We start from the raw sequence: 12088 nt of genomic DNA on the forward strand, positions 1-12088 counted from the left end.
ACCGAATCTCGCCCATTTCGGAACCGAACCGCGTCTCCCGGGAATCCCCTTCCCGCAAGCCCTTCTTAACTTATCAAAAATCGTCCGCCCGTGCGGCTATCCAACCCGAACCCCTTTTTCCAGGAAACCCCTTCCCTCGGGAAGGCGTACCCTTTACCGGAGAAAACCTCCGCCCCGGCATCCTCCCCTTTCGAGGGGGAACGCGGAGCGGAGGGTTTCCGGAAACGAAGCAGTCCGAGGACTACTTGACTTCGACCTTGGCGCCGGCGGCCTCGAGCTTCTTCTTGATCTCGGCGGCTTCTTCCTTGGTGACGCCTTCCTTGACGGTCTTCGGGGCGCTCTCGACGAGGGCCTTGGCTTCGGCGAGGCCGAGGCCGGCGGCAACCGCGCGGACTTCCTTGATGACGCCAATCTTGTTGGCGCCGGCGTCGACGAGGACGACGTCGAAGGCGGTCTGCGCTTCGGCGGCGGGGGCGGCGGCACCACCGGCGGCGGCGGGAGCGGCGGCGGCGACGGGGGCCGCGGCGCTGACGCCCCACTTGGTTTCGAGCTGCTTCACGAGGTCGGCGGCTTCAAGAACGGTGAGGCCACTGAGCTGTTCAACGATTGCGGAGAGATCTGCCATAATATTCTACTTTCTTTTTTCTGCTTTTGCCCTGCCTAGCACCACGCACCCGCGTGACGATTAACTCCGAAGGGCTTCGGAGCTAGGAGCAGGATCTTTTTATTGCCCTTATGGACGGACGGGGAAGGGCCGAAGCCCGTCCCGCGTCCCTCCAAAATCTTTTCTTTCCTGGTCCCCTGCGGATTAGGCCGAGGCCTTTTCCGAGTTCGCCTTGATGACCTGAGCGATCTGGCCGGCGGGCGTGTTGAGGAGACGGACGAGCTGGGAGGCGGGAGCCTGCAGCACCCCGAGGAGCTTCGCGAGAAGCACTTCGCGGGAGGGCAGGTCGGCGACGGCCAGGACTTCCTTCTGGCTGAGGACGGCGTTGTCGAGGATGCCGATCTTGATGGTCGGCAGCTTGAACTCGGCGGTGAAGGTCTTCAGCAGCTTGGCGGCGGCGGCGACGTCCTTGTCCCCGAAGACGATCGCCGTCTGCCCCTTGAGGGCGGCGTCGATCTCGGGAAGGCCGGCGTCCTTCAGCACGCGGGCCAGGAAGGTGTTCTTCACGACGCGGGTCTCGGACCCGCCGTCGCGGAGGCGCTTCCGCAGCTCGCTGAACTGGGCGACCTTCAGGCCGGTGTAGTCGATAACGATGAGGTAGGGGGCGCCTTCGACGCGGCCCTTGATCTCATCAACGATGAATTTTTTCTCGGCTCTCATGGGATTATTTCCTTCGGTTATCGGTTGGCCGCGGACACATCGAGCTTGATCCCGGGGGAGTAGGTCGAGGAGAGGGTGGCGGACTGGACGAAGCGGCCCTTCGCGGTGGCGGGACGCGCCTTGACGATGGCGTCGATGACGGCCTTGGCGTTCGCCTCGAGGAACTCGGGGGAGAAGGAGGCCTTGCCGGCGACGACGGCGATGTTGCCCGACTTGTCGAGCTTGAACTCGACGCGGCCGGCCTTGCACTCGCGGACGGCCTTGGCGGTGTCTTCGGTGACGGTTCCGGTGCGGGGGTTCGGCATGAGGCCACGGGGCCCGAGGACCTTGCCGAGCTTGCGGACTTCGGCCATGGCGTCGGGAGTGGCGACGGCGACGTCGAAGTCCTGGAAGCCTTCGGAGACCTTCTTCACGAGATCCTCATAGCCGACGATGTCGGCGCCGGCCGCGGTGGCGGCTTCGGCGGCGGCACCCTTGGCGAAGACGAGAACGCGGACGTTCTTGCCGGAGCCGTGGGGCAGGGCGACGGTGCCGCGCACCATCTGGTCGCTCTGCTTCGGGTCGACGCCGAGGCGGAAGGAGAGGTCGACCGTCTCGTCGCTCTTCCCCTTCGGGAGTTCCTTGAGGAGCTTCACCGCGTCGTTGAGCGGATAGAGCTTCACCGCATCGACCAATTTGGCCGCATTGCGATACCGTTTGCTGGGCTTACGCGCCATATGTTTTCTCCTGGTGGTGTTGGCGGACCCTGGCGTTTCCTTGGGAAACGGGCCCTCCCACGTGTTGTTTTGCTAAAATTGGGACTAGTCGACGATTTCGATGCCCATGTTGCGGGCCGTTCCCGCGATGAGGCGGAAGGCGGCTTCGTCGCTGCCGGCATTGAGATCCTTGCGCTTGATCTTGATGATCTCCTCGACCTGCTTCTTGGTGACCTTGCCGACCTTGATGCGGTTCGGTTCCTTGGAGCCCGAGGCGATGCCGGCAAACTTCTTCAGGAGGATCGCGGCGGGCGGCGACTTCGTGATGAAGGTGAAGGACTTGTCCTTGTAGATCGAGATGACGACGGGAAGGATGTTGCCGGCTTCCTTCTGGGTCGCGGCGTTGAACTCCTTGCAGAAGCCCATGATGTTGACGCCGTGCTGACCGAGGGCGGGACCGACGGGGGGCGCGGGATTCGCCTGACCGGCGGGGATTTGGAGACGGACGATTGCCTGAACTTCTTTAGCCATAAACTTGCTGTATTTCTTTGCTTTCTTAAAAAACGATAAGCTCTCGGATTAGACCGACTTCTCCACCTGCCAGTACTCGAGCTCGACGGGGGTCGAGCGGCCGAACATGCTGACGGAAACGCGGAGCTTGCCGCGCTCGGGATCGATTTCTTCGATGACGCCTTCCGAATTGAGGAAGGGGCCGTCTCCGACCTTGACCTTGTCTCCCACGGCGAAGGCGACCTTGGGGGAAACCTTCTCCTCGCGCTCGCGCATCTGGCGGAGCATGGCCTCGATCTGTTCGCCGGGCATGGGAAGGGGGTTGTCACCGTCGGCAAAGCCGATGATGCCGGGGGTCTCCCGGACGAAGTACCAGGAGCGGTCGATCAGCTTCCCGTCTTCGCCGCGGAGGAGCATGGCGAGGAAGACGTAACCGGGATAGAGCTTCCGCTCGGTCTCGACCTTCTTGCCGCGGCGCACTTCGGAGACGCGCTCGATGGGGATGACGACCTCGAAGAGCAGATCGCCGATCTCCTCGGTCTTGATCCGCTGCTCGATGTTCTTCTTAACCTTGTTTTCCTGCCCCGAGAGGGTGTGCAGGGCGTACCACTGCACGTTCGGGTGGGCTGCCGAGGCAGAACCGACGGCTTCGGAATTCGGGGTCTCCGTATCGCTCATGGAAAGGTTAATTTAAAATTGGGAACCGCTGGGGGTTAGCGGGTGAAAAATCCGATGACCTGGACAAGCAGGAAGTCGGAGGAGGTGATGAAGGCAGCCAGAAGAATGGAAAAGACGGCGACGACGAGCGTCGAGTCGATGAGTTCCTTGTATTTCTTGCGGAAATCGGATTCCGCGGGATTCCAAGGCCACGTGCATTTCTTCAGTTCGGCGACCGTTTCCCCGAAGAATCCCGACACCTTCGCACCGTTGCGATAGAGGAGCCAGAGGACGAACGCCGCGAAGGCGATCCATCCGGCCCAATAAAGCGACTGCTGAACGATGTGTGCGGTGGCGGGACTCATGGGAAAAAAAGAATGTGACTTAAGGAAGGAGAGCAAAGTACAGGGCAAGAGGGACTCGAACCCACAACCCTCGGTTTTGGAGACCGGTACTCTACCAATTGAGCTATTGCCCTAAACTTTGTTTCCTTCCTAAAAGTGACTTGAACGAACTAGGCGATGATGTCGGCAACGCGGCCGGCACCGACCGTGCGCCCGCCTTCGCGGATGGCGAAGCGGAGGGACTTTTCCATCGCGATCGGAGCCTGGAGCTCGACTTCGACCTCGACGTTGTCGCCCGGCATGACCATTTCCACGCCTTCGTTCAGCTTCACACTTCCGGTGACGTCGGTCGTGCGGAAGTAGAACTGGGGACGATAGTTCGTGAAGAAGGGCGTGTGACGGCCGCCTTCTTCCTTGCTCAGGACGTAGACCTGGGCCTTGAACTTGGTGTGGGGCTTGATCGAGCCGACCTTCGCGATGACCTGGCCGCGCTCGACGTCTTCCTTCTTCACGCCGCGGAGGAGGAGACCGACGTTGTCGCCGGCTTCGGCGGTGTCGAGGAGCTTGCGGAACATTTCGATGTCGGTGCAGGTCGTCTTGACGGTGGCCTTGATGCCGACGATCTCGACTTCTTCCATCTTCTTGAGGACGCCACGTTCGACACGGCCGGTGGCGACGGTGCCGCGACCTTCGATGTTGAACACGTCTTCGACGGACATCAGGAAGGGCTGATCCTTCGGACGCTCGGGAAGCGGGATGTAGCTGTCAACGGCGTCCATGAGGGCGACGATGTTGGCTTCATGCTCGGCGTCGCCTTCGAGGGCCTTGAGGGCCGAGCCGCGGACGATCGGGATCTTGTCGCCGGGGAATTCGTACTGGGAGAGGAGTTCGCGAACTTCGAGCTCGACGAGGTCGAGGAGTTCCTTGTCGTCAACCATGTCGACCTTGTTCATGAAGACCACGAGGGAGGGAACGCCGACCTGACGGGCGAGCAGGATGTGCTCACGGGTCTGGGGCATCGGACCGTCGGCGGCGGAAACAACGAGGATCGCACCGTCCATCTGGGCGGCGCCGGTGATCATGTTCTTGACGTAGTCGGCGTGGCCGGGGCAGTCAACGTGCGCGTAGTGGCGCTTGTCCGTCTGGTATTCGACGTGGGCGGTGTTGATCGTGATACCGCGCTCCTTTTCTTCGGGGGCGGCGTCGATCTGGTCGTAGGCTTTCTTTTCGGCAAAACCCTTCTTGGCCAGGACGCTGGTGATAGCGGCGGTCAGGGTGGTCTTACCGTGGTCAACGTGGCCGATCGTGCCGACGTTGACGTGCGGCTTGTTACGTGCAAAGGCTTCTTTAGCCATGATACTCCTCGTATGTGGTTGTTTCGCCTGTTGACCAGGCACTACTCTTGTTTCTTCTTCTTTTTTTCCTCCCGCTACCGCGGGAAAAAGCATTCAACTAACTATCAAAATCGTTACTGACACTGCTGCGGAACCCCTTCCACCTTGCGGTGGAGCCCACAACCGGGCTTGAACCGGTGACCTCGTCCTTACCAAGGACGTGCTCTACCAACTGAGCTATGTGGGCGTTTGTCATTCCGCCCCGGATGGTCGTCCCTGGTTTCCCCGACCTTCCGCCACCCCTTTTCGAGGCATCGCCCTCTTTTCACCGTCCCGACCCCTAGATGAGGAAAAGACGTCAAAAGACGACGAGCCCGCCTCCATGATATCTCGGCCCCGTCTTTCGACGCTACCGCACTCATGGATTCAGGGGAGCTTAGGAGTTCAGCAAATTCAGCGGGGGAGTCAACCTGAATTTAGTGTTTTTCCGCAAAAAAGCCAAAATATGGCATGAAAAAACTCTCCAGCAGAGAGTGTACCAGTTTTAGGGGGGAATGCAACGCGTCCGAGGGGCCTCCCCCGATAGGAGTCTGGGCGTATTGGAGGAGTCTGGGCGTATTGGCCCTGTCTCTCCCTATCGCCCGTACCCTCGGGCGTTCAGGGAAGCAGCGGATTTTAAAACAGTTAGGAGACGGGGCGCCGCCAAAGCGCGTCCGCCTAGTTCAGGCTCTCCGAAGGGGAGGTCACGGAGGGGCGAAGCCCCTCTGTGGCGTTAAAGCGGGTTACATCCAGCTGTACAGGGTTGACCGCGCAGGTCCCGAAGGGCTGCCCCGCTTCGTGGCACTTCCCAGCGTGGGTCTCCCATACGCCTCATTTCCCATACGCCTCATTTCAAGCGCTCCGTCTCCCAAGCGCATGGGAGAGGAACGCTTGGGAGACAAGGCGCACGGGGAAAGGGATCGCGGAACGGGGACCGCCCTTCGGGACTTGCGCGGTCAACCCTGTACAGCTGGAGGCGATCCGCTTTATAGCCCAAGAGGGGCTTCGCCCCTCCTCGAACCTCCCCCTCGGAGGGCCTGAACTAGGCGGACGCGCTTGGGCGGCGCCTCGTCTTCTCACTGGATTAAAATCGGCTGCTTCCTGGAGCGCCCGAGGGTACGAGCTATAAGGAGAGACGGGGCCAATACGCCCAAACTCCCATCGGGAGAATCACGCGCCCTAGCGCGGGCAGAACCGAAGCGCCCTCTCTCCTCAAACCGCTTTCGCGCCGACGTCCCCGTCTCCGAATCGGATTTTCAGCCCTTGCCCGGGCTTCACTTCTCCGGCTTTCCGCACCAGCTTCCCCTCTCCGTCGAGCACCAGCGCGTACCCCCGCGCCAAGGTTCCCTCGGGGCCGAGGGTCCGCAGGCGGGCTTCCCAATGGCCGACGGCTTCGCGCAACCGGGCGATCCGGGTGCGGGGATCGGCGGAGGGGGCAGCCAGCCGCCCGCGCAATCCCTCCCACGTCCCGCGCCGGACGGCGACGGCGTGGCGGAGGCCCCGGCCGAGGCCGGAGGCGAGATCGTCGACGCGCTGGCTCATCCGTTCGACGTAGCGGCGGGGTTCGCGGAAGACGGGGCTGTTGCGCAACCGGGTGAGGCGCTCCCGTTCCCACTCGACCTTCGCCCGCACTTCGCGGCGGAGGCGTTCCTTCAGGGCGGCGACTTCGCCGCGCCACTCTTCCCAGTCCCGGGAAATCAGCTCGGCGGCGGCGCTCGGCGTCGGGGCGCGGAGGTCGGCGACGAAGTCGGCGATGGTGAAATCGGTTTCGTGCCCGACGGCGGAAACGGTCGGAATGAGGGAGGCGGCCAAGGCCCGGGCGACGACTTCCTCGTTGAAGGCCCAGAGATCCTCGAGGCTTCCGCCGCCCCGCGCGACGACGATCAGATCGACCCCTCCCTCGCGGGAGAAGGCGGCGACGGCCTCGGCGATCTCTTCCGCCGCGCCGACGCCCTGGACGCGGACGCCCCGGACCTGGATCCCGATCCCGGGGGCGCGCCGCCCGAGGACGCGGCAGAAGTCCTGGATGACCGCGCCCTGGAGGGAGGTGACGATGCCGACGCGCTCGGGGAAGACGGGGAGGTCGCGCTTCCGCTCGATCTCGAAGAGGCCCTCGGCCATCAGCTTCCGCTTCAGCGCCTCGAACCGTTCCTGCAAGGTGCCGAGGCCTTCCGCACGGACTTCCTCGACGAGGATCTGGTATTGGCCCCGCGCCTCGTAGACGGTGATCCGGCCCCGGAGGAGGACGGCCTGACCGTCCCGCAGGGGGGCGGAGAGGCGCATCGCCGCGTTGCGAAACATGACGGCGTTGAGGACGCCGTCGGCATCCTTCAGGGTGAAGTAGACGTGGCCCGAGGGGGGGAGCTTCAGGTTGGAGATTTCCCCCCGGACCCAGACTTCGCCGAGTTCCTGCTCGAGGAGGCTGCGGATGCGCTTCGTGATCTGGCCAACGGTGAGGGCGACGACGGGAGCCGCCTCGGGGCGGGCGGCAAGAGAGGATTCGGGCTCCTCCTCCCCTCCCCCGGTCCACAAGTCGAGGGTTCCGGATTTCGCCATAACGAAAGGAACCCTAAGCCTTTCCGAGCTCGACGGCCAGCCGCGCGATGACGGCAGGGTAGAGGCGGTGTTCGGCCTCGTGGATGCGGGCGTGGAGGGTCTCGGCGGTGTCGCCGGGAAGGATGGGGACCCGTTCCTGACCGAGGACGTCGCCACCGTCGATCTCGGCGTTGACCCAGTGGACAGTGCAGCCGGTCTCGGCGACGCCGGCGGCGAGGGCCTGCTTCCAGGCTTCGAGGCCCTTGAAGGCGGGGAGGATCGAGGGATGGATGTTGATGATCCGCTCGGGGAAGGCGTCGAGCAGGGGGGCCTTCACGACCCGCATGTATCCGGCGAGGACGACGAGGTCGGCCCCGGAGCGGCGGATGAGGGAGGCGAGGGTCTGCTCGATCTCGGGCTCGAGCTTCGTCTTGAAGGCCCCCTTCGGCAGGGCCTCGGCGGGGAGGCCGAAGGCGCGGGCGTGGTCGAGGATCCCCGCCCCGGCGTTGTCCGAGGCGACGAGGACGACGCGGGCCTTGTCGGCGAGGATGCCGCCGGACGAGACGATCGCGTTCTGGATGGCGACGAAGTTGCTCCCCTTACCGGAGCCGAGGACGGCGAGTTTCAGCATGGAAAATGGAAGAAAGGAGGGAGGACTAGCTCTGGATCCGCTTCAGCGTCGCCGTGGTCGACTTGCCCGGGACGAGGGGGAGGATCTCGATGGTCCCGCCCCCGGCGGCGACGGCGGCCCGCTCGTCGGCGTCGAGGGTCTCCGGCTTGTAATCGCCGCCCTTCACGTAGAGGTCGGGGGCGACGGCCCGGAGGAAGCGGGTCGCCCGCATTTCGGGGAAGATGGTGACGGCGTCGACGACGCGGAGGGCGGCGAGGATCTCGGCCCGGTCGGCCTCGTTGTTCACGGGGCGGGTCGGCCCCTTCAATTCGCGGACCGAGGCGTCGGCATTGAGGCCGAGCCAGAGGAAATCGCCCCGCTCGCGGGCCTGGGTCAGGTAACGGAGGTGGCCGACGTGGAGGAGGTCGAAGCAGCCGTTGGTCGCCACGACGCGGCGGCCCTCCTTTTTCAGGGCGGCCCGGAACGCCGCCGCTTCATCCAGGGGGACGATTTTTCCCGATTCGAGGCTCTCAGGCATGTTCCCAGGATTAACAGCCGCGCCCTCCCCGGTACAACCTATTTTACTACCTATTTTTTACTCGCCACACCCTCCTACTCGTTTAGCTTATTAAGAATGCAATTGCGCTCTTTCGCACGCGGCCGGCGGGGGTTCACCCTGGTCGAACTCCTTTTCGTCATCACCATCATCGGCATCCTGGCCGGGATCGCCTTCCCCGCCTTCAATCAGGCGATGACGGCGGCGAAGAAAGCCCAGGCCTCCTCGATGGCCAACCAGTTGAAGACCTCGGTCTACAACTTCTACACCGATTACGGTTATTACCCGACCCAGCCCCAGCAGCAGGAGATCGACAACCGGACGCTCTACAAAATCCTCATCGGCAAGGATAACGAGAACAACCCCCGGGGGATCGCCTACATGGAATTCAAGGCGAACGACCTCGACATCCCCGACAGCCCCTCGATGTACGTCGATCCGTGGTATCGCGGCGTGAAGAGCTCCGCCCAGAACTACCACGTCCTCGTCGACTTCAATTACGACAACGAGATCGACCTCGCGGGCGCCACCCCGGGCCAGATCACCGCGAGCGTCGCCGTCTGGGATCCGGGTCCGCCGAAGCGGACGAAGCTGGCCGACAACGTCCGCATGGACGCCCCCCCGTCGCCCTCCGCCGCCTCGGGCTCCGATGCCGCCGCCGACCCCGCCGCCAGCAGCGCGGAGAGCTCCGCCTCGGGCTCCGATGCCGCCGACGCCCCCGCGCCGACCGAGCCCGTCCGCCAGGGCGGCTGGTCGATCAACCCGATCTCCGATTCCAAGAATATCATCCGGACATGGTAACCCCGCGCTTCCTCCGTGCTCTCCGCCTTCGTCGGCAGAGCTTTACCCTCGTCGAGCTTCTGATCGTGATGACGATCATCGGGATCCTGGCCGCCCTCACCCTCGGCGGGGCGACCTACGCCCAGAAAAAGGCGAAGATCTCCCGCGCCCAGGGGGAAATCCAGGCCCTCGCCACCGCGCTGGAGCGGTACAAGATCGACAACGGCATCTATCCCGAGACCGAGCTGATCAACACCGGCGGCGACGGCTACACCGGCACCGCCGATCCCGACACCGTCTACAAGGACAACGCCGAGGTCCTCTTCAGCTCCCTCTCCGGCGGGAAGGAGAACTTCAACGACGTCGGCGTCCCGACGAGCCCCGTCTACTTCGAGTTCCGGGCGAACATGGTCTCCAAGAACACGAGCGGGAAGAGCTTCGTCGCCGATCCCTTCGGCCATCCCTACGGCTTCACGACCGACTCCAACGCCTTCTTCAACACCGGCTTCGTCGACCTCTGGAGCACCTCCGGCCAGGACGGCCAGGGCTCGAAGACGAATGTGTTGCAGTGGGCGACGAATTGGAAGCAGTAGGGGGGGGGCGGGGCGGCTATTTTTCCAAGCGCTCCTCTCCCATAGAGCCGTCTCCCAATAGGAGTCTGGGCGTATGGGTACCATCTACCCCTGCGGTACGTACCCTCGGGCGCTCCAGGAAGCAGCCGATTTTAATCCAGTTCGGAGACAAGGCGCCGCCCAAGCGCGTCCGCCTAGTTCAGGCCCTCAGAAGGGGAGGTCACGGAGGGGCAAAGCCCCTCTGTGGCTATAAAGCGGATCGCCTCCAGCTCTACAGGGTTGACCGCGCCAGCCCCGAAGGGCCGCCCCTCCTCCGAAATCCCTTCCCCTCTGCGTCTCTCTCCCCCATGGACGAGCGCCCTACTCTAGAGTAAATTACCCCTATGGTCCCCCCGCGCTTCATTTTTCCCCTCCTCTTTCTCGCGACCACGGTCGTCCTTCCTCTCCGTGCAGAAAGCCCCAGTTCCACCGAGGCGGCGGCCTCGACCGAAGGGATGGGAGCCACTTCGCCCCTGGTCTCCGATCCCACGGGGACGGGGGCCAATCAAGGCTCTTCGGCCGATCTCCGCTGGCCGGTCCCGGTCGATTCTCCCGGGGTCAATGACGAGGGCAAGGGCGTCGTCACCCATGACGAAGGGGTCGCGAATCTGGCCCATGCCCAGGTCTCCCTCAACGCGGTCTGGACGATCCTCTGCGGCCTTCTCGCGCTCCTCGCCCCGATCGGGCTGGTCGCCTTCCAGATCGGCCTCGCGGGCGGCGAGCGGGGGACCGAAAAGGCCCTCCTCGGCTTCCTCGGGCCGCTGTGGGCGGTCCTCGCCTTCTGGGCGTTCGGCTTCGCGCTCCTCTTCGGCGGCTACGGGGCGCTTCCCGCGGCGATCGGCTGGCAGCCCGCCGTCGGGCAGGGCGTCGATCTCCTGAACCGGGAGTTCACCCCCCGGACCTTGGCGACGTGGATCGGCCATCCCTTCGGGCTCTGGGGCTATCGCGGCTTCGGCCTTGCGGCGACCTACGACACGGCGGTCTTCACCCTCTTCTTCTTCCAGGCGGCGGCGCTCGCCCTCGCGGCGGCGATCCCCGTCGGGACGCTGACGGCGACGGGCCGCTGGGGCCTCCGGCGGGGCGTCGTCTTCGCCTTCGGCTTCGTCCTGCCCTACGCCCTCTTCGGGAACTGGGTCTGGGGCGGCGGCTGGCTGGCCCAGCTCGGCGTCAATTACGGCGTCGGCCACGGCTTCGTCGACTTCGGCGGCGGGGCGGTGATCCATCTCCTGGGCGGCATCGTCGCGGGGGTCGGCGCGCTCGTCCTCGGCACGCGGGGGAAGGAGGGAGAGGGGATTTCCTCCTATTCGATCTATTCCTCGATGCCGCTGATCCTCGGCGGGGCGGCGGTGACCGTCGTCGGCTGGATCGCCCTCACGGCGGGGGCGACGTTCTCCGGGAACGACCTCCGCCTCTCGGTCGTCGCCGTGAACACCCTCCTGAGCGGCGCCGCGGGCGCGGCCGGGGCGGCGCTCTATTTCATCAGCCTCCACAAGGGGGAACCCTCGCCCGTGCGGATTGCCTCGGGGGTCCTCGCCGGTTTCGCGGCGGCGGCAGCCTCGGCGGCCTTCGTCAATGCGCCCGGCGCGGTCCTGATCGGCCTCGTCTCGGGGTTCCTCGCCTCGGCGGCGTGGAAGAAGCTCCGGCAGGTCCTCGGCGGCGACGTCGCCGCGGGAACGGTCGCCGTCCACGGCCTCGGCGGCGCGTGGGGCGTGCTGGCGGTCGGCCTCTTCGCCGACGGCAGCTACGGCCAGGGCTGGGGCGGCCTCCATTCGCTGGTGAAGGACGGCGCCCTGCGGAACCTCGTCAACGACGGCGCCGAGGGGACTCTCAACCAGTATGCGACCCTCGTCAGCCCGACGGCGGAAGAAGGCGGCTGGAGCGACCAGGGCGTGACCGGGGTCCTCGGCCCGCTCTTCGGCGGCAACCAATGGGACGGCGGCCAGCTCATCGCCCAGCTCATCGGCCTCCTGGCGGCGGGGGTCCTGATCGGCGGCCTCGTCTGGAGCCTGTTCCGTCTGTTCCGCCGCTATTGCCCCAACAAATCGATTGGGGATTTTGCTGGCGAAATCGAGGGGACCAAGTAGAACTACTTA

The 12088-nt window shown here is 64.6% G+C and carries 13 protein-coding genes and 2 tRNA genes; 3 read left to right on the plus strand and 12 right to left on the minus strand.

Annotated features, from left to right (window positions below; translation table 11 throughout):
- Nucleotides 1–241 precede the first annotated feature (241 nt).
- The 12 genes from rplL to BLU04_RS00885 form a co-directional block, all read right to left on the minus strand.
- Nucleotides 242–625, minus strand: a complete 384-nt coding sequence (rplL, locus tag BLU04_RS00830) for a 50S ribosomal protein L7/L12 (protein ID WP_093281009.1) — start codon at nt 623–625, stop codon at nt 242–244.
- Between the two features lie 183 nt (nt 626–808).
- Nucleotides 809–1324 (minus strand): 50S ribosomal protein L10, encoded by a 516-nt coding sequence (gene rplJ, locus BLU04_RS00835; RefSeq protein ID WP_093281012.1) that lies wholly within the window; start codon nt 1322–1324, stop codon nt 809–811.
- Between the two features lie 17 nt (nt 1325–1341).
- Complete coding sequence (gene rplA, locus BLU04_RS00840; protein ID WP_093281014.1) at nt 1342–2040, minus strand: 50S ribosomal protein L1; 699 nt, start codon at nt 2038–2040, stop codon at nt 1342–1344.
- An 84-nt stretch (nt 2041–2124) separates the two neighbouring features.
- Nucleotides 2125–2550, minus strand: coding sequence for a 50S ribosomal protein L11 (gene rplK, locus BLU04_RS00845; protein ID WP_093281017.1), 426 nt, complete (start codon nt 2548–2550; stop codon nt 2125–2127).
- Nucleotides 2551–2598: 48 nt separating this feature from the next.
- Nucleotides 2599–3207, minus strand: a complete 609-nt coding sequence (nusG, locus tag BLU04_RS00850; protein WP_093281019.1) for a transcription termination/antitermination protein NusG — start codon at nt 3205–3207, stop codon at nt 2599–2601.
- A 35-nt stretch (nt 3208–3242) separates the two neighbouring features.
- Nucleotides 3243–3551 carry a preprotein translocase subunit SecE gene (secE, locus tag BLU04_RS00855; protein ID WP_093281022.1) on the minus strand — a complete coding sequence of 103 codons (309 nt, stop codon included), beginning with the start codon at nt 3549–3551 and terminating at the stop codon, nt 3243–3245.
- A gap of 40 nt (nt 3552–3591) precedes the next feature.
- A tRNA-Trp gene (locus tag BLU04_RS00860) sits at nt 3592–3664 on the minus strand.
- Between the two features lie 36 nt (nt 3665–3700).
- Complete coding sequence (gene tuf, locus BLU04_RS00865; protein ID WP_093281025.1) at nt 3701–4885, minus strand: elongation factor Tu; 1185 nt, start codon at nt 4883–4885, stop codon at nt 3701–3703.
- 150 nt (nt 4886–5035) lie between these two features.
- Nucleotides 5036–5111: transfer RNA gene (locus tag BLU04_RS00870), tRNA-Thr, on the minus strand.
- 1004 nt (nt 5112–6115) lie between these two features.
- On the minus strand, nt 6116–7459 hold the full coding sequence (gene xseA / locus BLU04_RS00875) for an exodeoxyribonuclease VII large subunit (RefSeq protein ID WP_093281027.1): 1344 nt from the start codon (nt 7457–7459) through the stop codon (nt 6116–6118).
- Nucleotides 7460–7472: 13 nt separating this feature from the next.
- Nucleotides 7473–8069, minus strand: a complete 597-nt coding sequence (gene purN, locus BLU04_RS00880; protein ID WP_173862559.1) for a phosphoribosylglycinamide formyltransferase — start codon at nt 8067–8069, stop codon at nt 7473–7475.
- Between the two features lie 25 nt (nt 8070–8094).
- Nucleotides 8095–8586 carry an adenylyltransferase/cytidyltransferase family protein gene (locus BLU04_RS00885; protein ID WP_093281030.1) on the minus strand — a complete coding sequence of 164 codons (492 nt, stop codon included), beginning with the start codon at nt 8584–8586 and terminating at the stop codon, nt 8095–8097.
- A 102-nt stretch (nt 8587–8688) separates the two neighbouring features.
- Here BLU04_RS00885 and BLU04_RS00890 point away from each other — a divergent pair, with 102 nt between their 5' ends.
- From BLU04_RS00890 to BLU04_RS00900, 3 genes are all read left to right on the plus strand, one after another.
- Entirely contained in the window at nt 8689–9405 is a 717-nt protein-coding gene (locus BLU04_RS00890) for a type II secretion system protein (RefSeq protein ID WP_162274604.1), read from the plus strand.
- Nucleotides 9399–9977, plus strand: a complete 579-nt coding sequence (locus BLU04_RS00895) for a type II secretion system protein GspG (RefSeq protein WP_093288356.1) — start codon at nt 9399–9401, stop codon at nt 9975–9977. Before BLU04_RS00890 ends, BLU04_RS00895 begins: the two co-directional genes overlap by 7 nt.
- A 362-nt stretch (nt 9978–10339) precedes the next feature.
- Nucleotides 10340–12079, plus strand: coding sequence for a hypothetical protein (locus BLU04_RS00900; RefSeq protein ID WP_093281035.1), 1740 nt, complete (start codon nt 10340–10342; stop codon nt 12077–12079).
- Nucleotides 12080–12088: the final 9 nt, after the last annotated feature.

It is taken from the genome of Verrucomicrobium sp. GAS474 (assembly GCF_900105685.1).
Lineage (GTDB): Bacteria > Verrucomicrobiota > Verrucomicrobiia > Methylacidiphilales > GAS474 > GAS474.

Bases quoted from the DNA above. Each gene is read 5' to 3' on its own strand.
- nusG (WP_093281019.1), bottom strand. From the start codon at position 3,207: ATGAGCGATACGGAGACCCCGAATTCCGAAGCCGTCGGTTCTGCCTCG.
- purN (WP_173862559.1), bottom strand. From the start codon at position 8,069: ATGCTGAAACTCGCCGTCCTCGGCTCCGGTAAGGGGAGCAACTTCGTC.
- BLU04_RS00900 (WP_093281035.1), top strand. From the start codon at position 10,340: ATGGTCCCCCCGCGCTTCATTTTTCCCCTCCTCTTTCTCGCGACCACG.
- xseA (WP_093281027.1), bottom strand. From the start codon at position 7,459: ATGGCGAAATCCGGAACCCTCGACTTGTGGACCGGGGGAGGGGAGGAG.
- rplK (WP_093281017.1), bottom strand. From the start codon at position 2,550: ATGGCTAAAGAAGTTCAGGCAATCGTCCGTCTCCAAATCCCCGCCGGT.
- rplJ (WP_093281012.1), bottom strand. From the start codon at position 1,324: ATGAGAGCCGAGAAAAAATTCATCGTTGATGAGATCAAGGGCCGCGTC.
- rplA (WP_093281014.1), bottom strand. From the start codon at position 2,040: ATGGCGCGTAAGCCCAGCAAACGGTATCGCAATGCGGCCAAATTGGTC.
- rplL (WP_093281009.1), bottom strand. From the start codon at position 625: ATGGCAGATCTCTCCGCAATCGTTGAACAGCTCAGTGGCCTCACCGTT.
- tuf (WP_093281025.1), bottom strand. From the start codon at position 4,885: ATGGCTAAAGAAGCCTTTGCACGTAACAAGCCGCACGTCAACGTCGGC.
- BLU04_RS00885 (WP_093281030.1), bottom strand. From the start codon at position 8,586: ATGCCTGAGAGCCTCGAATCGGGAAAAATCGTCCCCCTGGATGAAGCG.
- secE (WP_093281022.1), bottom strand. From the start codon at position 3,551: ATGAGTCCCGCCACCGCACACATCGTTCAGCAGTCGCTTTATTGGGCC.
- BLU04_RS00895 (WP_093288356.1), top strand. From the start codon at position 9,399: ATGGTAACCCCGCGCTTCCTCCGTGCTCTCCGCCTTCGTCGGCAGAGC.